Below are 17,996 nucleotides of genomic sequence, written 5' to 3' on the forward strand. Positions count from 1 at the left end.
GCACCCCTTACGATCCCCAAAAACACCCCGCCGCAAACGCCTTGCTCACAACAGGTTGACACAGGAAGTCTCATGCGGCTAGGTCCCTCAGCCCTTGGAGCCTGGCTGTTTGTTATCGTGCGGGTTGTTTACGTCCCCGCATACGCCTTCGCTCCTCCCGGCGTGCGACCGGTATGTTGGGCCGCGGCGTGGATCGAAATTATCCTCATCGTGGCTGACGTGTTCGTTTGATCCGCCACGAGAGCGGATTTGTGGAGCAAGTGAAGGCAGCTCTTGAGACGTTGCATTATGGGTCGTGATCGTCAGGTCTTCAGGGACGGCCATCGATAGTCGGGCAACTGTATTTCGTCGGTAATTTCCTTTCCGATCGCCAGCCGCGCCAAGCCGGGCACGGCGAATGCCTTCGTCACCAAGTTGCGGGTGAGCAGACCGAGTTGTGTCCTGGGTGCCAAGGCAGCGGCAAATCGTTTGCACCTTGCTGCTTTGTGTAGATGTATTCGCGCAGGAACGCCTCGTATCTGAGGAAGCCTTCTTGATGCCGGCCGTCGGCTTCCAGAAGTTCGCCTGCCAGCACATAGGCGGAAATCATCGCCAAGGCAGAACCCTGTCCCGCCAGCAGTGAAACGCAAAACGCGGCGTCGCCGCAAAGGGCCACGCGACCTTGTGACCAGCTGTTCATCCTGATCTGGCTGACGCTGTCGAAATAAAGGACCTCCGTGCGATCCAAATCCTGCAGGATGCGAGGGCATTCCCATCCGCCATCGGCGTACCTGTTGCGCAGCATTTCCTTTTGTGGGCCTAACGCCGTTGGTAAAGGAATGTCGTCAACGGTGAAGACGAACAGGAAAAGCGTGCGATTGTTGTGAAGTGTGAAACGGCCGACCATTCGCCCCGGCCGCCCGTACATCAAATACACGTCCTCGTCGCGCGGCCGGTAGCCGTCGACCTCGAAGGCGGCGACTGCATAGCCGAGTTTCTTCTCGAACTCCCGTCGTGGCCCGAACGCCAGCCGCCGGACGCCTGAATGCAAGCCGTCCGCGCCGATTACCAGATCAAATTCGCGCTCGCTCCGGTCTTTCAATCGAACCAGAACACCGTCTCCTTTTTCTTCGAGCCCGACAATCTCATTGCCGAAAATGACTTCGGTTCTGCCCTTGGCCTTTTCGAAAAGCAGTCGCGAGAGGTCGCTGCGCGCGAGCGTCACATAGCGTCCGTTTGTCAGATCGCTAAAGATATCTGTGCCGAAGCCGGCGACACGGTTGCCGCGATCGTTCACGATGCGCATTTCGCGCACGTGATACCCTAGGCGATTGATGTCTGCCTCAAGGCCCATCCGCTCGGCGATCCAATAGCCGAGACCCCAAAAATCAATGACGTAGCCGCCGGTCCGCAATTGGCTCGCCTGTTCGACCAGCGTCGGCCGGAAGCCGGCGGCTGCGAGCCAAAAGGCGAGTGCCGGTCCCGCAATCCCTCCGCCGGAAATCAAAACCGTTCGGTCGGCCATTCAGAGCCACCAATCTAGAGGACTTCACCCGGATAGACGCCCCACAGCCCGACTTGCTTCATGAACCCCGTTGACGGACCGGATGCCACCGCGCACCACCGCCCGTCACACCGGGTCAGCTTGACTTCAACGCACGGCTCAAGCCAGGCAGCGATGGGACTCTCCGTTGCCGGCTTGGCGTACAAAGCAAGGTGATCCTTTGACCAGGGGGCGACGATGCCGGTTCTTCGCCCCGACAGGAGCGAATGATAGATCCAGCCAGTGCTCCCATCCCAATCTCTCACCCGGCGCCAATTGCCGTACTCCTGATAGATCTCCAAGGGGATGCCACGCCTTTTGAAGACCCATTGGATGCTATAGCCAAGGCCCGGTCCGACGCGCAGATTGGCGGATGAAGCCTTCAACGAGGCAAAGCGAGGAAGAGGAAGGGGCCCAGCTTCTGCTCTGAGACCCGTGGGCGTAGCGGGTGCTGCGACCAATGCAAGAACGAGTGCAGCCTGTATAAGGCCGGGCCACACCCGACATTTGGACTGCCGTGGGACAGGCAAAGAGGCGAACGGCGCCCAACGTTTCAACATGACAGCGGGCCGGCTTACTCGACGAGCATGTGCGCCTCTCGGGCCGCGTCGACCAGGGCTTCCCTGGCGACGTCAGCCGCGATACCACCGTTCATAGCCTGGCGGCAGGCTCTGAGCGCTGCCAGATGCTTTGGGCTTCTCGCGTGACGCCACTGCTTGGTAAGGACGTCGATCGCCTGATTGGCGTTGGAAAGGTTGTTGATCTCGCCAAATATGCCGGTGGCCACCGGCACTGGCCTTGAAAACCAAGCTTCATACATCGCTATGCCTTCCGTCGCGGGGTAGCGCCCGGCGAACACTCGCGCACCGGGCGAAATCACAACCTCAGCTCTTGGTGTTTTCTTCGGCTACGTTCTTCGTCGGGATTGTGTCCATCGCCGCCAATTTATCCGCACACAAATCCGCGGCACCCGGCACGTCCTTCTTTATGCCGTCAAGTTTCACCCACCCGCCATCGCTGATGAAGGAGTCTCGCTGATAGGAGGACGTTCCCTTCAGCTTGGCGAGGTTGTCGCTGGCGTTGGACGCTGTGATGAATTTTTCGACACACAAATTGGCCGCCAGTTCAGCTTTGGCCTTTATGGCGGACGTCTTCGCCATCTCCGCCGCCGTTCCCGCCGTCGTCCAGCCACCGGCCGTGAAGCCGATGATCATCGTCAGAATGGCAGCGCCCACGACCGACCAAAACCAAAGTGTCTTGGACGGCTGGTAAGTGTCGAAGCGTTGCGAAAGTGTTTGATCGGTCGCCATAGGTTCCTCCCTTTGAGACGCCTTTGTTTCAGGGTGATTTCCGCCGCTCTGGTCGGCAAGGGCCGTGCGCCGGCCAATCGACCGACACGAGGGCAGTTCTGCAGCAACGACCCAGTTTGACAGACGGGGCAGGGGAATGCCGGGGCCGGCTGGCAAAATTATCGGGTGAGAGTGTTTCGGAGCAGACCCTCCGAGGCCAGCACCCCTCCCTCGCATCGCAGCGCCACAGACGCTGAGCTTGAGAGCCGGCAAATTTTCCAGAAGGGCGGGCGCGGACAAACTTCACCTCACTGCCTCATATACCGAGCCCGACCAGAAACTATTCCCGCAGGTCGCCAGCAAATGAAGTCGCCTGTAGGCGTGGTCGCAATCGCGCGGTGCTGACCAGGTCGCGCCGGGCACGGCATCGAGAAATACGGCTCGGCATAACTGGGTGATCAAACCAGCGCCCGGAGCGCGACCGGAGACTGTTGGCGACTGCCGATGGCTGGGATTGTGAGCTTTTGAAACGCCGAGGTGTCGAAGTTGGAAGCGGCCGAGCCGGTGCGCGTTAAGAGCGCGACCTGCCGGGCGAGTTCATCAATCTCAATTTGGAGAAGCTCAGCCGGATCGGCTCTCTGGAGCGCCGAAAAGGGCGCAAGACACGGTCATTCGCTCCCATTACCAATGTCGTCGATCCTGAGGACCGGGATCGTGGCGAGAGCCATCGGCTCGTACTGAGCCAGTCTGCGCAGACCCGAAATATCAGTCAAATCGATCAGGCGCGAGGCGCTGGTGATAAGCCGATCTGCGCGCAGTTGCTGAATGACGCGATTGAGGTGGGGCACGCTCAAACCCAGCGCATCAGCCATGACTTCTTGCGAAAATGGCAGGTCGAAACGCGCCTCGTCCGCCAGTCCGACCTCGAGCAGGCGTCCGTGGATCTCAAGCAACAGATGCGCCAGTCTTTCAACCGGCGTGCGTCGTCCCAGATTGACGATATGTTCCGCGTAAGTCGCTGCTTCCTGGGCAGCGAGCCAACTTAGAACCAGACCGAACTGCGGCTGCTCGTAACAGAGACGAACGTATGAATCGAATGAGCAGGCAGCGTATGTCAGATCGCTTACGGCAACGACGGCGTAGCTGGATCGATCGAAGAAGCTGACGGGGAACCCGATGACGTCGCCCGGCAAGATGAGCTTCAGGATCTGCCGCTTGCCGCTGCGAAGCAAACGGTAGCGGATCGCGTACCCGTCCTTGACGAAACACAAGTTTCGGAACTCCGATCCTTGGACGACGAGCTCCTCACGCTTTCGAAAGGAAAGATCGCGCTCGAAGATAGCGGCAAGGCGTCCAATGTCGGCTGCATTCAACTTCATTGCACCTGTCAGTCTTGTCACGATTGGGTGGCCGGTCAGCGGCATGCCAGTTCATCCAGAGTTCGAGTGTCTGCGGCGAAACTTTCGCAGGGTTATTAATCCAGATTAATCAATAAGATCATCGAACGAAAGTTGTATTGACTAGCCCGCCTAGGCCGCTGCGAATGCCCATTCAAACAGGCGGTTCTTCTGCCGCTTCGGGGAGAAAAAACCGGCATCGAATCCGGGGTAAGAACGAGAGCCATCAGACAGCTCCAGCCAAGGAGGAACGATTGACACTGCTCGACGATCAAAAAGCCGCCAATTTATCCCGCCGCACCATTCTGCAAGCTGGCGCGGGTCTGCTGGGAGGCGCCATGTTGCCCTGGTCCGGCCTTGCAGCCTTCGCGGCCGACAAGCCGGCGATCGGAACCTGGCCGGCCGGATCGCAGGGCGATACCGTTTATGTCGGTGCCGCGGTGCCTCTCACGGGCACATATGCGCTGCAGGGAGCCGATGAGCTCAAGGGCTGGCAGCTTGCGGTCGAGCATATCAACGGCGGTCACGAGTTGATGAAGGCGCTGGCGCCAAAGGTCGACAAGGGGCTGCTCGGCAAGAAAGTGGAGCTGTTGTCCGCCGACAGCGCGGCCAAACCGAACCAGGCCGTTGAGGTCGAGCAGAATTTCATCAACCAGAACAAGATCATTCTGATGACTGGTTCGACCTCATCGGCCGTCGCTGTTGCGCTCAACAAGTTCGCCCAGCGCGAGAAGGTCCTGTACCTCGCAGGGATTTCCGGCTCGAACGATACGACGGGCAAGGACTGCGTGCGCTATGGCTTCCGCCAGAATTTCTTTGGTCAGACCGCGGCGGCCGCGATCGGCCCAGTGCTTTTGAAGCAGTTTGGCAAGAACAAGAAGGCGGCGTTCATGACGCCCGACTACACCTACGGCCATACTGTCACAAAGTCGGTCAACGACTACCTGACGGCCAATGGCGGCTGGGAGATGGTAACCAACCAGGTTTCCCCGCTTGGCACCCAGGACTTCAGCCAGTACCTCACCAACATTGCCAATTCCGGGGCCGAGTTCCTCATAAATGTGAACTGGGGTCGCGATGCCGTGCTGTCGTCGCAGCAGGCGAAGCAGTTCGGCCTCCTGCCCAAGATGAAGCTCGTCATTCCTTATCAGATCCCGTTCCTGGCCAAGGAGGTGGGAGCGGACATTACCGAGGGAATCTTTGCGGCTACTGACTTTTGGTGGACGCAGGAGGACCAGTACCCGCTTGCCAAGCAGTTCGTCGAGGCATTCCAGACCAAATATGGCTATCGGCCGGAATGGGGCGCCGAGAACAGCTATGTCAGCTTTGCCCACTGGGCACGCATGGTTTCCGAAGCCGGCAGTTTCTACCCGCCGGATGTCATCAAGCAATACGAAAAGGGCGAGACCATCCCGTCGCTTCTGGGGGACGTCCATTATCGGCCCGAAGATCATCAGTGCATCCGTCCTGTCGTCATCGTTCGCGGCAAAGCCAAAAAGGATATGAAGAACGACGAAGACTTCTGGGAGGTGCTGGAAGTCGTCCCGGGCGAAGGCCTGATGCAGAAGCCCGACGCCTTCGGCTGCCAGCTCGGCGATTACACCTGATCGCGACGCGCGCCTTCTCCTCCACGAGGCGGAGAGGCTTTTTCGCAGCGATCGAAACGCCCGAGGGTGAGGCTTGACACCCATGGCGACCGGCCGCGAAATTGCGCTGGCTCACCTGCCATGATGGTAACGGGCATTACGGATTTATCTCAAACCCTACGCGGGCGGCAGAGTGATCAATTGGGCGAACTTCATCTCGCAGTGTTTCAACGGGCTTGTACTCGGCGCGTTGCTGGCGCTGATCTCATCGGGCCTCACGATCATTTACGGGACACTGGGCGTACTGAACCTGGCGCACGGGGCGATGTTCATGCTCGGCGGGTATGCCGGCTGGCTGGCATACTCCTACACCGGATCCTACCTTGCGGCGGTGGTCGCCGGCTCGCTCTTCGTCATGGCGGTCGGCGTGGTGATGGAGCGGCTCATCATCCGGCATTTTTACACGCGCCCGCATGAAGACCAGCTTCTCGTCACCTTCGGCCTCGGTATCGTCTTCGTCGAGGCGGTGCGCTTTTTCTTCGGCAGCATGTCGCAAACTGTACCCCCTCCGGGACCGCTGGTCGGCATCACCAATCTCGGCTTCATGATCTACCCGACCTATCGGCTGGCGCTGCTTGGCATAGTCGCGGTGGCGCTGTTTGTGCTCTACTTCATCCTCTACCGCACACGCATCGGCATGATCGTGCGCGCCGGCATCGAAGACCCAGTCATGGTCGATTCGCTGGGCATCGACGTCTACAGGATCTTTATGCTGGTCTTCGGCATAGGAGCCATGGCGGCAGGGTTCGCGGGCATTGTCAACGCGCCGGTCGTATCGGTTGCCCCTGATGTCGGCGAAGCGATCCTCGTCCAGACCTTTGTGGTGGTTGTCATCGGCGGCGTCGGTTCCTTCCCCGGCGCGATCATCGGCGGGCTTATCGCCGGCGAGATCGTATCGATCACCTCGATGTTCAACCCGGGCTACTCCTACATCATGCTGTTCGTGGCCATGACGCTTGTATTGGTGCTGCGTCCGCACGGCCTGCTTGGCCAGGCCGGTCGCGAATAAGGGCGTCTTTCATGCACATCAAACGCCCCTACGTGGTGGAGCTGATCACCGCACTGGCGCTGGTACTTGCGCCGTTCGTGCTGCCCTATCTCGGCTTCTCGCCAAGCACCATCAACCGGATTCTGATTTGGGGTCTGTTCGGCATCGGGTTCGACATCCTGTTCGGCTACACCGGGCTGCTGTCGTTCGGCCAGTCGGCCTTCTACGGCACCGGCGGCATGTTCGCTGCCTACCTGGTTACCCAGACCGGGTTCTCCTATGTGATGGCCGCCATCGTGCTCGGCGCGGTGGTGGCGGGCGTGGTCGGCTATGCGATCGGCCTGATCGCATTGCGACGCACCGGCATCTATTTCGCCATGATCACGGTCGCGATCGCGGAGGTCTTCTTCTTCGTCGAGTTCAATCCACTGTCGGCATTTACGGGCGGCGAGAACGGCTTGCCCGGGGTGCCGACACCGGCTTTCAACCTCGGCTTCACGGTTTTCGAGTTCAACACCGACTGGAAGATGTATGCCTTTCTGGCTTTCTGGTACTTTGTCGGGATTGCCATTGGGTTGCGCATCGTGCGCTCGCCCGTCGGCGCAATTTTGTCGGCGATCCGCGATAACCCGCTCCGCGCGGCGGCGCTCGGACACGACATCCATGCCTACAAGCTTACGGCATTCGTGGTGGCCGCGGTCTATGCCGGTTTTGCCGGGGGCCTTCTTGGCGTCATGCAGGGCTTCATGCCGCCGGAGGCCTTCATGTTCGACACGTCCGGCCAAGTCGTCATGCAGACGGCGATTGGCGGGGCCGGCACATTGTTTGGGCCGCTGCTGGGTGCGACGGTATGGCTCTACCTCGGCGACTTTTTTCAAAATACCTTGCATCTCGGTGCCACGTGGAAGTTGGTTCTCGGCATCGTTTTCGTGCTGCTCGTGTGCTTCCTGCAGCGTGGCATCGTCGGCGCGATCGTCGATCTTTATGGGTTGGCGACCGACCGCAATAGCATCGAAGCAACCGGAAGCGCTGTAGAGAGACCCAGCTTCGACCCCGTCGCCATGGAGCCAATGGCCCCGCGCCACCGCGGCGGCACGCGGACGCCAGGGTGGATCCTGCAGGCGCGTGGTCTGACCAAACGATACGGCGGCATCGTCGCCAACAGCGACATCGACTTCTCGGTCGACCATGGCGAAATACGAGGCATCATCGGGCCGAACGGCGCGGGCAAGACCACCTTCTTCAAGATGCTGACCTGCGAGATCCCGCCGACCTCCGGCCGGATCGTATTCGACGGCCGCGACGTCACCGGCATGGGTGTCTGCGATGTGTGTCAGCTGGGCTTGACCAAGAGCTATCAGATCAACCAGCTGTTTGACGGCCTGACGGTCAGGCGTAACCTGACGATCGCCGCCTTGGGGGAGGCTCGCGGCAAGTTCAGGCTCGATCTGTTCAAGACCCTGCGTGCCGTTCCCGGTCTCGACGAGCAGGTGGAGCGCACGGCGGCGCTGGTGGAGCTAACCGCACGGCTGGACCGCCCCGTCTCGGAACTGGCCTATGGCGAGAAGCGTCGGCTGGAAATCGGGTTGGCGCTGGCGACCTCGCCGAGCCTGCTTCTGCTCGACGAGCCGCTTGCGGGAATGAGCCCGCGCGAGCGCGCCGAGACGGTGAAGCTGCTCCGGTCGATCGCGCGCGGGCGCACGATGATCATCATCGACCACGACATGGATTCACTGTTCGAGCTGGTAGGCAAGGTGACTGTCCTGCAGGAGGGCCGGGTGCTGGTCGAAGGGACACCCGGCGAGATCAAGACCAATGCGCAGGTCCAGGAAGCTTATCTCGGTGGTGTGCACGGAGAGATGGCATGAGCCTGCTCGAGGTCAGCGGCCTCAACAGCTACTATGGTGACAGCCATATCCTGTTCGATGTCGCATTGAGGGTCGAGAAGAACGAGGTCGTGGCTCTGCTCGGGCGTAACGGCGCCGGAAAGTCGACGACCCTGAAGAGCTTGATGGGCGTGGTGACGCCGCGCTCTGGCTCGGTCAAGCTCGACGGGGTCGAACTGGCAGGCCGAAAGGCGCACAGTATCGCCCGCCAGGGCATGCAGCTCGTGCACGAGAACCGGCGTATCTTCGGCAGCCTGAATGTCGAGGAGAATATTGTTCTGGCCGGATTAACCGCCACCAACCGGTGGTCGCTGGAACGCATCTACTCGATGTTTCCGCGTTTGAAGGAACGCCGCACCAGTCGCGGCACCGACTTGTCGGGCGGCGAACAGCAGATGCTGGCCATAGCTCGCGCGCTGGTGCGCAACCCCAAGATTGTTCTGCTCGACGAACCTTTCGAGGGACTTGCCCCGGTCATCGTGCACGATCTCGTGCGCGCATGCCGAGAACTCGCGCAAGCGGGGCAGACGGTCGTGCTGGTTGAACAGAACCTCGCTGCGACCCTCGCACTTGCGAGCCGTGTCTATATCATCAACAACGGCCATATCGTCCATGAGGGGGCGGCGGCTGAGCTTAAGGCACAGCCGGGACTGCTCCAGCAGTATCTCGGCATATGATTAGGGGCACTTCGAGATTTCGCCGCGGAGCCGGCAAGCCGGGGTCAAGAGCCAACGATCGGATACTGCTCCGCTTGGTGTCTTCAAGGCACAGGGCAGGGTGGATCGGAAGTTGCGCATCACCAGGTCGAGCATGCCCGGTGCATGCATGCTGACCCGCGTTGCAGGCCCAGCTTTGTCGATGGCTGCATGACCAATCGGGATGACGACCGATCCCAACGAGCGCATGTCGTCCTGAGTCTAGGCTCACTCCGCCTGTCTGATGATTTGCGGATCGTTCGCGTTCCCGCTCGCGCCTGTAGATCTTGGGCAGCGGCTGCCAGTCGGCCGGCTTCAGCTTCATGGTCCACTTCTCGCCGCGGTAGCCCCAGTGGGCAATCGCAACGAGCTCGCTGCCATCAAACCAGCACGAGACGTTCAGCTTCGGAACGCCACTGAACCTTCTGCTGCCAATCCAGAGGCAGGGAAACCGGTGGCAACGAGGTTAAGAAGCCACGGCGCTGAGGGGACCGGCCCGCATCGATGTCCTCTGCAAATGCTGTGTTCGGGCACACCCATGAAGGCGGGCTCATGACGGTCATTAACCATGCCATTGGGATCTGTGGAACAACGTCGACTAACATTTGTTATGGCGGCATGCAGAGGCCAACAGCCACAACCGACCCCATTCCGATAAGCATCCTGCTCGCTGTCATCCGGCTCCAAATTGCGATCGACAGACGTCGGATCCAACAGGAGCGGTCGGCCCCAAAGGATACCGCGGCTAACCGCCTAAACAGCTAGCTATGGGCCGGGACAACCTATTTGCTCTGCCGGCGGAGGCGCTCGACCTCACCCTCAGCCACCGAAAACAGGCTGTCGAGCCCGTCCATTTCCGATGCAAACCCGTCTTCGGAAAACTCGCGGCGTAGTGTGCCGACTTGGGTTTTGGTGCGAGAAAGTGCAGCCTCCCAGCGGTCTTCGCCGGGCTGGTGCTCACCGTCCACGTCATCCACCATCCAGGAAGAGGCGAGTGTCAGCGAGGCCCGGAAGACATACCGCCCGGCTTCGTTGCGGACCTTGACCAGGAAGGTCCTTCGCGGGCCATTGGGCAATTCCTCTCGGGCGATGTCCGGCAATACATCGACTGCCTTGCTGCTCAGATCTTGCAGCGATGAGCATTCAAGGCCAGCGTCATCCCTCGTGAGCTCATTTCCATCGTGAATGTCGAAAAAGAACAACGGCATGGGTAGACGCTCTGAGATTCGCTTCAGTCTCTCAGCCAACTTTGCACCCTAAGAAATGTTCCTCGTGGCGCCGCTTTGCCGTTACCTCAAATGTGATTGCGAGCACTGCCGGAACACTTATGGTCAACGGGTCGTCCGGTCTGTTATGGCGTACGGACGCTGGGAGCGAATAGCACTCTCGTCCAACCAGGAGGCGCTGAGATGCACACCCAAATCCTAGAATCGTCAGACCTCGAAATGCTCACCCGCGTGCTTCATCATGTCTGCAAAAAAGCGGGGCATCAACTGGACTCGGACGATGCGCAGAACGTCGCCACCAAGCTGGTCTATCTCTTCCAGAGCGGGATGGTGGATGAGTTCGACCTCATTGATACCATGGAGGCCTGGTCGCGAGAGAACCAACGTTACTTTGGCTGAACAAGCGACAGGAGCACGACGGGCGCAGTTTCAGCTACAGCGCAGGATTATGGTCTAAGGTTTCCTGGATGCCCTATATTCCGATTCCCAAGGCAGCGCGTCGACGTCAGGCTGGAAACCCGAAGCGATGTATTCGTCCCGCGAAATGTAACCGCCCTTCGGCCCCTCGATCACACAGATGAATGGCGGGACCCCCGGGCATCGATAGATGCCAACCCACTTCGGCGCTGTGCTCTTCATGATGCAAAGATTTCATGACCCGTGATTGGTGTCGCCATCTGTTCTGATGATCAACGGCCGGACGTCCTGTCCTAGCGGCGGTACAAGGGGCCGGGACGCCTATGCGTTTGATCCCGGACTCCGAAACGCCTAATGCTAAGTCCCATGGATCATCGGAAAACGACCCTTGAACGGGCATTTGATCTCGCCAAGTCTGGGGCCTATGCCAATTTCGGCGAGGTGCGGGCAAAGCTGAAAAGCGAAGGGTACGATATCTGGCAGTTGGAGGGGCTTGCCCTCCGAAAGCAAATCAATCAGCTCATCAAGACCGCGAGAGAGAACGCCGGCAGGACCTAGACATTTCCTCGCCGTTCCGGGCTCGGGCATGAACGCCTCATCCTTGGCACCGGCAAGCGCAGGATTGCTGCGGGTAACGCCAGGCGCTGCAAGCATCGCGCAACCCAATTCATCTTGCGGCGGCGACCCCGATGAGAACACACAAGGCGAACCGGAGGACTTCCGGCCGGCATGCCCCTGCTGCGGCGGACGGGCGTTCGCCATCGAGGTATTCGAACGGTGGAAGCAGCCGCGCGGACCGCCGGACGCATTGGCACCGATCCGGGAGACCGCTCCATGACCGGCATGCCCTGAACCATCTTCCAGCCACCGGCTTCAACTCCGGCAATGGACCCGCGCGAGTCCATGGTGATCACCGACGCCGACAGGGCAACATTCGACCGCGCGCGGAGCCTTCAAAGGTCGTGCGAAGAGGCAACGAAGTCCCCTGGCCGTAATCTGTGAGACGATCATTCGGCAAGTAATGCGACTAGCTTTCAGCGGGCTAAGGGTACACAGTGTCCGAGCCTGATGCGGCGAGGGCAGCCCGCTTAACCCTTGCTAACGGGCGGGCTGTCCGGGGACCTTATTTCAAGGCAGTTCCATGATGGTGCTGCGACTTCGGTCATCCCTCCCACTTTTGATTCTTTTGAAGACGGGGCCAGCATGGCAGGAGCGAGATACTATGTTTTCAAGGACGCTCGTGGTTGGAAGATTGGCTACGATGGCAAGGAATACGCCTATAAATCCAATGCGGATGCAGTCATGGCTGCGGTCAAAGCTGCAAACAAAACTGCATTGCACGGCTTGGAAGCTGAAGTGCTCGTTCAGGGGGTAGACGGCAAGTGGCGTACCGAATGGTCCGGTGGATGAGCGGACGTTCAAGGGCTCCCAGTTAACAACAAAGTCGCGAGTGAGTGCCACCTTGGACGGCCATAGTGTTCAGGGGTGACACACGGCACAGCTGGAGGTCGACAATAGCTCTTTGCGACCGCGCGGAAAGGTACGGGCTAGTACGAGCTGCCTCAAGGCCATCATTAAATCTTCTCAGGATTATCGCCGCGACGGCACCGACCGGCAGCAGGTCATGACGCTCGCCACAGACGAGTTCATTCGCCGCTGCCTGCTTCATGTCCTGCCGTGCGGCTTCCATCGCATCCGGCATTACGGCCTACTTGCCGGTGACTCTCGCAAGGCCGGCCTTGGCGCGCGAGGCTGCTGAGCGCCGCCGCGCCAGCTTCTCCCGGCTTTGCCGTGCAATTGGATACAGCTTTGATAACGACACGGATCTGCGCTTGGGCAGCGCCGATCGCACATGACTATGAGTTCAAATAAGGCGATTGCGTTCCGCGAGCTCACGTGCCCGCCTCAGAGTGCCGTCGGTGTCGGCGATCCTGCGCCTTGCCGCTTCGTCGGCTCTGATCTTCAACCGAGCCGACGTATTCTTGGATGACTTGGCGACCGTCACGATCACGGCGGGCGGGGCATCCGGTGTTTTCATGGTTCTCATGGATCTTGTCCTTTCAAGTGAAATGACTGCAGTAGACAGTCGACATTCGCTCCACATGATCAGGCGAGGAGCGTTGAACCGCGATAACGGCCTATGCGCTCAATCAGGACGCTCGGCCGGCCTCTTCCCGCCGCTTGGCGTCCTGAATGTTCAATTCGCCAGCGATCTTTTCCGCCCGACGCGTCTTGATGCCGATCATCATCTTTTTCTCAAACTCGGCAGGCTGGCCGGTGAAGATGTCGATAACGGTGCAACTGTTCGGCTTGTCCATCCGAAGCGCGTAGCGCTTTGCCATGCTGGCATCCTTCTTGTTTTCGGCCTCGACGAATGCCGACCGGGTCAGGCTTTTGTGACGACAAAAACCGAGACCAGCACAGCGACAATCCAGAGCGTGACGCACACTTTCAAGGCGAGCGGCCCATATGAAGGGAGCGCCGACGCCACGAACGTCCCCACCATTCCATTCGCGCCAGTGCGCCCCGTCGCGACAGCGAGCGGCGCCTTGGTGCCAAGCTTGCCGAAAGCGCGAGGCAGTTCGCGCTTGGACGAGACCTCGGATGTGCTCAAAATGCCAGCCTTTGCGGTTGGCGCGGCTGTCCGGCTACCAAGCTTCGACGGCAACTTCTTTCTTACGGGGGAACGGATGCGCATATCCTTTTATAGACTGCTTGCCCCGCGATAGATAGGAGAACCGAGATTATTCGCCAGGTCGGAAAAATTATCTGCCTCAACAACTGCGAGGCATGCAAAATATCGCGTTGTATGGGGAAATTTTCCGCCGATTTTTTTGAGCCAGGTGTTCGAAATTTATTTAACCAATAAAAATAAAGCGCCATCACCGTCTTGTTCGCGGCGCAATTGGAGCGCATATATAAAATCCGTTGATTTGGCCGAGGTGATAGTGAAGCCTCGCCATCCGCCTCCGAATTTTCGACAGTGCATGCATTGCGCCGCTCCCGGCGCGGCGTCTCGCTCCGTTCGAACCCTGAAATGATACCGGTGCTGACCACGGATGTACTGGCAGCACCGGACATCGTTTCAGCGGTTCGGCTGCAATCAAAGCGGAAAGGCGCATGCGCGTTTCCGCAGAAAGCCGCAAGTGGCCACTCGAACCACGCAGACCGTCGTCCGCTTCAACTCGGCGTTCGCGCTGCCGGGTCTCGATGCGCCGCAGCCAGCCGGAGAGTATCGCGTCGATCTCGACGAAGAGTCTCTCGAAGGGCCTTCCCGCACAGCGTGGCGTCGCGTGGCAACTTTCATTCACCTGCCGGCGATCTCCGCGAAGGGATCCACGCAGCAAATGGTGCCGATCGAACCGGCCTCGCTCGAGGCCGCGCTCGATAAGGACCGGAGGCAATCATGATCACCCTCATGCAACGCAAGGCACGACCAATCCAGCACGGAGCCCCGACGCGTCTTTTTGACATCGGACAGGCGGTCCGGCTCAAAGGCGGTCCCGGCGTTGGCCCGAAGACCGCTGAAATCTACCGTGTCACCCGTACCCTGCCGCCGAGGGGAAACTCACCGCAATACCGCATCCGCAGCGACGCCGAACCGCATGAACGGGTGGTGACGGAGGACGGGCTGGAACCGTTCGACGAGGCGTCGGACGGCGGCACAATGCTCATCGAAAGGACATTCGGACATGGCCAAGGGACAGAAGCGATCGAACAGAGAAATCAGGAAGCCGAAGCAGGAAAAGACTCCGGTCAAGGCTGAGAGTGTGTTCGGCCAAATCAAAGGTTCCGGGGGAACCCACACCCAAAGCAAGAGCAAGGGCTGACGGCAGGATGTTTGCGCGAGGCGAACTCCTATGAAGGTCGTGATCGAATTCTATCGCACGCGCGTTGCCGACGACGCGCACGCTGTCGTCGGCCGCGAGACCGTGGACGCGGCCGACCTTGACGCGGCGATCGAGATCGCGCGGCTTCTGGCAAGGACGCTGAACATGCCCCAATGGCCGGATGCCGTCGCCATCGCCGACGCCGAGGGCGCGACGATCTATTCCAGCATCATCGCCGCGCAGGCGGGCACAGACGAAGGGCCGACATCTTGAACGCCGAGGCCCCCCGCGCCGATGTCGCTCGCGACGCCTTGGCTCATCCCGGCGAGGAAAACGCAGGCGGCGCGCAGGTATATGGCTTTGGGGACCATCAATATGGCCGCCGCGTCGAAGCCGATCGTTCCTGGACCGTCTATCACGTCTTCACGGGCATTCCAGTGCATGTGAACGGCTCCTCCATGATCGGGCTCAGTCGTTCGGAAGCGACGAAAAACATGCTGTCCCTGAACCTTTGCAGCAGCGAGCGCCGCAAGCAAAGGATCGCCGCGCGGTTCCTCGCTGCGCCCGAGAAACCATGAGACCGGTCATGACGCTCGCATTTCCCAACCCCAGCCGAAGCTTCGATCAGGAGCGCAACGGCATCTACTTCGTTGGTCACGACGGCATGTTTCAAATCCGTTTCTTCATCGAGGCCGAGGCTTTGGCCAAAAACGGCATTGTCCTGGGCGCCAAGGATAGCGTGGAGTCGGCCTATCTCTCTGCATTCGATGGCGTGCGAACCTCCATCCACCACGTGGCAGGCAAGGTTTATGCCCGCCACCGCCGCGACTCCTACACTTTGACCGCCGCGGATTTCAGGTAGCAGCATCCGATCAAAGCGGGTGAACAATCGATCCGCCGCGCTCGTCTTTCCGTGCAATCGGGCGTAGGGTGCATGATGGCTGGCAAAAAGTTCCGGGTTCCCGTGGTTGTCTATATCGCCGGCCCGATCGGCTTCACTCTGATTGAGTTCGTCCCACAGGCCTCGGATTTCCTGTTTGACCATTGGCCAGGAAACGACAGCCTGGCTTGGTCCGACGCGATGAAACGCTGCGCCGAAGATGGCGCTGCCGATGACGCGAGTGCCGCATTCCTCATCGCGCTTGAAGCGGCGGGAATCGGCTACGACCGCACGGTTGAGATTTACTGAGCTTGGCGGGCGACTGCGCGGTTTGGAGCCACGCGCTGGTCGCATTGCGATCCCCAGCCGGCATTCGGCCTGACGGATCCACCAGATGGGGAAAGTTCGAATGGCGATGAAGCCGAACTATCGATACGAGCGCAGTCAACGAGACAAGGCCAAGGCGGCCAAGAAAGAAGCCAAGCTTGCGGGGAAAGCTGCGAAGGAGAAACCTTCATCCACCGAGCGGAAAGAAGCGCAAGAGCCTGTTGATGACGAAAGCTGAGGCATGGCGATGACACAGCGCGAGACAGACAGTTTCGAAATCGACGTGGAATGTCCCCGGTGCCATCATCAGGCAAAGACGCTCGTCGGTTGGATTCGTACTCACACCCAGATGGAATGCGCGAACTGCGGCGACATCATTGACATTGAGAGCAAGAACTTCAGGTGGCATGAACAGCGCTGAGGAAAAGACCCTGATGCCATCCGAGCCGCGCTCGCCACGCCTTGCCGTTCTCATCGATGCCGACAATGCCTCCGCCAAGATCGCCGATGGGCTGTTCGAGGAGATTGCCAAGATTGGCGAGGCCAGCGTGCGTCGCATCTATGGCGATTTTTCCAGCTCGCGCTCGAAAGCGTGGGCCGACGTCCTTTCGAAGCATGCAATCATACCCCAACAGCAGTTCGCCTACACGACGGGCAAGAACGCCTCGGACATCACGCTCGTCATCGACGCGATGGATCTGCTGCACAGCGGCCGGTTCGACGGTTTCTGTCTGGTTTCCTCCGACAGCGATTTTACCCGGCTCGCGGCCCGCATTCGCGAGCAGGGCATCGACGTGTTCGGCTTCGGCGAGCAGAAGACGCCTGAGAGTTTCCGCCAGGCATGCCGGCGATTCGTCTATACCGAGAACCTGCTGGCTTCCGCGCCAGCAAACGAGCCTGAAGCCGTATCGACAGTGAAGCCATTGCAGCCGCCTTCCGCGGCCGTGCCGATCATCCGCAAAACCATCGCGCAGATGGAAAGCGAGGATGGCTGGGTTCCGCTCGGTGCGGTCGGAACACGGCTTGCCAATCTGGCTTCCGATTTCGATCCCCGCACCTTCGGCTTTCGCAAGTTGAGCGATCTCGTCCGCAAGACGAATGCATTCGAAATCGACCGTCCCGAGGGCGGAACGCTGCGCATCAGAATAAAACCAGAGGCCGCACGAGGGGGAAGGAGCAAGACGTGATCTCTGCAGGCCACGTATACCGGCGTCGTTGTCGTTTGGCCACCTATCGATCGCCTGGCTTTTCCACGCCCTTAAGATCCTGTTCGGTGCGCAATTGGTCGAGCAGGACGATCAAGGCTTTGCCTTCGGGTGAGCCAGGTCCGCGGGCCATGAACGTCTCGATGTCAACCTCGGAGGGTTGACCGCCCGAGCCCGGTTTGGCTCGTGCCTCACGAAAATCTCGCCGCGGCACGAGGTCCGTTTACTGCCCGACCAGAATCCCAGCGTCGCGAGCCGCCAGAGCGAAGGCCCGCCGAACACTTGATATCGGCTTCCTTTCGGCGCTTGCATCGTGGCAAGCCTGAAGCGCGGCCCGATGTGACAGCCCACGCTTGCCCGGCCACTTCCGAAGCAGAAATGACGAGCATTCGTGGATGTCGGTGATGACTGTCTCGAGGTCTTGGGTGCCAACCCGAACAGTCACAGGCTGAATGAATTTGGGATTTTGCATTGCTGTCCATAAGGCATTGCCACATGGATAGCGAGGTAATTGTAGACTGCGATCGAGTTCGTAGCCGACGTTCCGCTCCTCTAACAGGCTGCGGAAAAACCGGAGCGGTGAGGCCGTTTCTCGTTTGGTTGATGCGAGTTCGGCTTATGCGAGGGTCATTTTAGCGGCTGTTTCGGCCGGTTTTGCCGCGATCGGCCGGTGTGAGGTGGATTGCGG

General features: G+C 59.8%; 22 protein-coding genes and 1 pseudogene. 16 read left to right on the plus strand and 7 right to left on the minus strand.

Features of this window, described 5'->3' with window-relative positions:
* Nucleotides 1-406: 406 nt before the first annotated feature.
* The 5 genes from P9272_RS34645 to P9272_RS34665 form a co-directional block, all read right to left on the minus strand.
* Nucleotides 407-1,504: an FAD-dependent monooxygenase gene (locus tag P9272_RS34645; protein ID WP_278164618.1), complete on the minus strand. Its 1,098-nt coding sequence runs from the start codon at nt 1,502-1,504 to the stop codon at nt 407-409.
* A 14-nt stretch (nt 1,505-1,518) separates the two neighbouring features.
* Entirely contained in the window at nt 1,519-2,082 is a 564-nt protein-coding gene (locus P9272_RS34650; RefSeq protein ID WP_278164620.1) for an SH3 domain-containing protein, read from the minus strand.
* A 14-nt stretch (nt 2,083-2,096) separates the two neighbouring features.
* The gene (locus tag P9272_RS34655; protein ID WP_278164622.1) at nt 2,097-2,342 is read right to left on the minus strand and encodes a DUF982 domain-containing protein; all 246 of its coding nucleotides are present in this window, start codon (nt 2,340-2,342) and stop codon (nt 2,097-2,099) included.
* A gap of 64 nt (nt 2,343-2,406) precedes the next feature.
* Entirely contained in the window at nt 2,407-2,832 is a 426-nt protein-coding gene (locus P9272_RS34660) for a hypothetical protein (protein WP_278164624.1), read from the minus strand.
* A 647-nt stretch (nt 2,833-3,479) separates the two neighbouring features.
* The gene (locus P9272_RS34665; RefSeq protein ID WP_278164626.1) at nt 3,480-4,235 is read right to left on the minus strand and encodes a Crp/Fnr family transcriptional regulator; all 756 of its coding nucleotides are present in this window, start codon (nt 4,233-4,235) and stop codon (nt 3,480-3,482) included.
* A gap of 227 nt (nt 4,236-4,462) precedes the next feature.
* Here P9272_RS34665 and P9272_RS34670 point away from each other — a divergent pair, with 227 nt between their 5' ends.
* The 4 genes from P9272_RS34670 to P9272_RS34685 all read left to right on the plus strand — a co-directional run bounded on the left by P9272_RS34670 (nt 4,463) and on the right by P9272_RS34685 (nt 9,405).
* Nucleotides 4,463-5,815 carry a substrate-binding protein gene (locus tag P9272_RS34670; protein WP_278164628.1) on the plus strand — a complete coding sequence of 451 codons (1,353 nt, stop codon included), beginning with the start codon at nt 4,463-4,465 and terminating at the stop codon, nt 5,813-5,815.
* Nucleotides 5,816-5,987: 172 nt separating this feature from the next.
* Nucleotides 5,988-6,863, plus strand: a complete 876-nt coding sequence (locus P9272_RS34675) for a branched-chain amino acid ABC transporter permease (RefSeq protein WP_278164630.1) — start codon at nt 5,988-5,990, stop codon at nt 6,861-6,863.
* 11 nt (nt 6,864-6,874) lie between these two features.
* Nucleotides 6,875-8,710, plus strand: coding sequence for a branched-chain amino acid ABC transporter ATP-binding protein/permease (locus P9272_RS34680; protein WP_278164632.1), 1,836 nt, complete (start codon nt 6,875-6,877; stop codon nt 8,708-8,710).
* Entirely contained in the window at nt 8,707-9,405 is a 699-nt protein-coding gene (locus P9272_RS34685; protein WP_278164634.1) for an ABC transporter ATP-binding protein, read from the plus strand. Before P9272_RS34680 ends, P9272_RS34685 begins: the two co-directional genes overlap by 4 nt.
* An 800-nt stretch (nt 9,406-10,205) precedes the next feature.
* Here P9272_RS34685 and P9272_RS34690 read toward each other — a convergent pair.
* The gene (locus P9272_RS34690) at nt 10,206-10,631 is read right to left on the minus strand and encodes a hypothetical protein (RefSeq protein WP_278164636.1); all 426 of its coding nucleotides are present in this window, start codon (nt 10,629-10,631) and stop codon (nt 10,206-10,208) included.
* Nucleotides 10,632-10,832: 201 nt separating this feature from the next.
* On the opposite strand from P9272_RS34690, the gene P9272_RS34695 reads away from it, so the two are divergent.
* Nucleotides 10,833-11,048 (plus strand): hypothetical protein, encoded by a 216-nt coding sequence (locus tag P9272_RS34695; protein WP_278164638.1) that lies wholly within the window; start codon nt 10,833-10,835, stop codon nt 11,046-11,048.
* A gap of 375 nt (nt 11,049-11,423) precedes the next feature.
* Here the strand turns inward: P9272_RS34695 and P9272_RS34700 are convergent, their stop codons facing one another.
* The gene (locus P9272_RS34700) at nt 11,424-11,828 is read right to left on the minus strand and encodes a hypothetical protein (RefSeq protein WP_278164640.1); all 405 of its coding nucleotides are present in this window, start codon (nt 11,826-11,828) and stop codon (nt 11,424-11,426) included.
* A gap of 441 nt (nt 11,829-12,269) precedes the next feature.
* On the opposite strand from P9272_RS34700, the gene P9272_RS34705 reads away from it, so the two are divergent.
* The 11 genes and pseudogenes from P9272_RS34705 to P9272_RS34755 all read left to right on the plus strand — a co-directional run bounded on the left by P9272_RS34705 (nt 12,270) and on the right by P9272_RS34755 (nt 17,290).
* Nucleotides 12,270-12,476 (plus strand): DUF2188 domain-containing protein, encoded by a 207-nt coding sequence (locus P9272_RS34705; protein WP_278164643.1) that lies wholly within the window; start codon nt 12,270-12,272, stop codon nt 12,474-12,476.
* A 178-nt stretch (nt 12,477-12,654) separates the two neighbouring features.
* Nucleotides 12,655-12,783, plus strand: a pseudogene (locus P9272_RS34710) (transposase); the annotation flags it as partial.
* Nucleotides 12,784-12,985: 202 nt separating this feature from the next.
* The gene (locus tag P9272_RS34715; RefSeq protein WP_278164645.1) at nt 12,986-13,795 is read left to right on the plus strand and encodes a hypothetical protein; all 810 of its coding nucleotides are present in this window, start codon (nt 12,986-12,988) and stop codon (nt 13,793-13,795) included.
* 417 nt (nt 13,796-14,212) lie between these two features.
* Nucleotides 14,213-14,476 carry a hypothetical protein gene (locus P9272_RS34720; RefSeq protein WP_278164660.1) on the plus strand — a complete coding sequence of 88 codons (264 nt, stop codon included), beginning with the start codon at nt 14,213-14,215 and terminating at the stop codon, nt 14,474-14,476.
* Nucleotides 14,473-14,832 (plus strand): hypothetical protein, encoded by a 360-nt coding sequence (locus P9272_RS34725; RefSeq protein WP_278164647.1) that lies wholly within the window; start codon nt 14,473-14,475, stop codon nt 14,830-14,832. Before P9272_RS34720 ends, P9272_RS34725 begins: the two co-directional genes overlap by 4 nt.
* A gap of 94 nt (nt 14,833-14,926) precedes the next feature.
* Nucleotides 14,927-15,169, plus strand: a complete 243-nt coding sequence (locus tag P9272_RS34730; RefSeq protein WP_278164649.1) for a hypothetical protein — start codon at nt 14,927-14,929, stop codon at nt 15,167-15,169.
* Entirely contained in the window at nt 15,166-15,474 is a 309-nt protein-coding gene (locus tag P9272_RS34735; RefSeq protein ID WP_278164651.1) for a hypothetical protein, read from the plus strand. Before P9272_RS34730 ends, P9272_RS34735 begins: the two co-directional genes overlap by 4 nt.
* Before the next feature lie 8 nt (nt 15,475-15,482).
* On the plus strand, nt 15,483-15,758 hold the full coding sequence (locus P9272_RS34740) for a DUF1488 domain-containing protein (RefSeq protein ID WP_278164653.1): 276 nt from the start codon (nt 15,483-15,485) through the stop codon (nt 15,756-15,758).
* 72 nt (nt 15,759-15,830) lie between these two features.
* Nucleotides 15,831-16,085, plus strand: coding sequence for a DUF982 domain-containing protein (locus tag P9272_RS34745; protein WP_278164655.1), 255 nt, complete (start codon nt 15,831-15,833; stop codon nt 16,083-16,085).
* Between the two features lie 100 nt (nt 16,086-16,185).
* Nucleotides 16,186-16,341, plus strand: coding sequence for a hypothetical protein (locus P9272_RS34750; RefSeq protein WP_278164656.1), 156 nt, complete (start codon nt 16,186-16,188; stop codon nt 16,339-16,341).
* A 196-nt stretch (nt 16,342-16,537) separates the two neighbouring features.
* Entirely contained in the window at nt 16,538-17,290 is a 753-nt protein-coding gene (locus P9272_RS34755; RefSeq protein ID WP_278164658.1) for an NYN domain-containing protein, read from the plus strand.
* Nucleotides 17,291-17,996: the final 706 nt, after the last annotated feature.

The organism is Mesorhizobium sp. WSM4976 (assembly GCF_029625685.1).
In the GTDB taxonomy this organism is placed as follows: Bacteria; Pseudomonadota; Alphaproteobacteria; order Rhizobiales; family Rhizobiaceae; genus Mesorhizobium.

Bases quoted from the DNA above. Each gene is read 5' to 3' on its own strand.
- P9272_RS34690 (WP_278164636.1), bottom strand. From the start codon at position 10,631: ATGCCGTTGTTCTTTTTCGACATTCACGATGGAAATGAGCTCACGAGG.
- P9272_RS34665 (WP_278164626.1), bottom strand. From the start codon at position 4,235: ATGCCGCTGACCGGCCACCCAATCGTGACAAGACTGACAGGTGCAATG.
- P9272_RS34655 (WP_278164622.1), bottom strand. From the start codon at position 2,342: ATGTATGAAGCTTGGTTTTCAAGGCCAGTGCCGGTGGCCACCGGCATA.
- P9272_RS34750 (WP_278164656.1), top strand. From the start codon at position 16,186: ATGGCGATGAAGCCGAACTATCGATACGAGCGCAGTCAACGAGACAAG.
- P9272_RS34730 (WP_278164649.1), top strand. From the start codon at position 14,927: ATGAAGGTCGTGATCGAATTCTATCGCACGCGCGTTGCCGACGACGCG.
- P9272_RS34725 (WP_278164647.1), top strand. From the start codon at position 14,473: ATGATCACCCTCATGCAACGCAAGGCACGACCAATCCAGCACGGAGCC.
- P9272_RS34705 (WP_278164643.1), top strand. From the start codon at position 12,270: ATGGCAGGAGCGAGATACTATGTTTTCAAGGACGCTCGTGGTTGGAAG.
- P9272_RS34700 (WP_278164640.1), bottom strand. From the start codon at position 11,828: ATGGCGAACGCCCGTCCGCCGCAGCAGGGGCATGCCGGCCGGAAGTCC.
- P9272_RS34755 (WP_278164658.1), top strand. From the start codon at position 16,538: ATGCCATCCGAGCCGCGCTCGCCACGCCTTGCCGTTCTCATCGATGCC.
- P9272_RS34645 (WP_278164618.1), bottom strand. From the start codon at position 1,504: ATGGCCGACCGAACGGTTTTGATTTCCGGCGGAGGGATTGCGGGACCG.
- P9272_RS34695 (WP_278164638.1), top strand. From the start codon at position 10,833: ATGCACACCCAAATCCTAGAATCGTCAGACCTCGAAATGCTCACCCGC.
- P9272_RS34745 (WP_278164655.1), top strand. From the start codon at position 15,831: ATGATGGCTGGCAAAAAGTTCCGGGTTCCCGTGGTTGTCTATATCGCC.
- P9272_RS34650 (WP_278164620.1), bottom strand. From the start codon at position 2,082: ATGTTGAAACGTTGGGCGCCGTTCGCCTCTTTGCCTGTCCCACGGCAG.
- P9272_RS34660 (WP_278164624.1), bottom strand. From the start codon at position 2,832: ATGGCGACCGATCAAACACTTTCGCAACGCTTCGACACTTACCAGCCG.
- P9272_RS34680 (WP_278164632.1), top strand. From the start codon at position 6,875: ATGCACATCAAACGCCCCTACGTGGTGGAGCTGATCACCGCACTGGCG.
- P9272_RS34685 (WP_278164634.1), top strand. From the start codon at position 8,707: ATGAGCCTGCTCGAGGTCAGCGGCCTCAACAGCTACTATGGTGACAGC.
- P9272_RS34740 (WP_278164653.1), top strand. From the start codon at position 15,483: ATGACGCTCGCATTTCCCAACCCCAGCCGAAGCTTCGATCAGGAGCGC.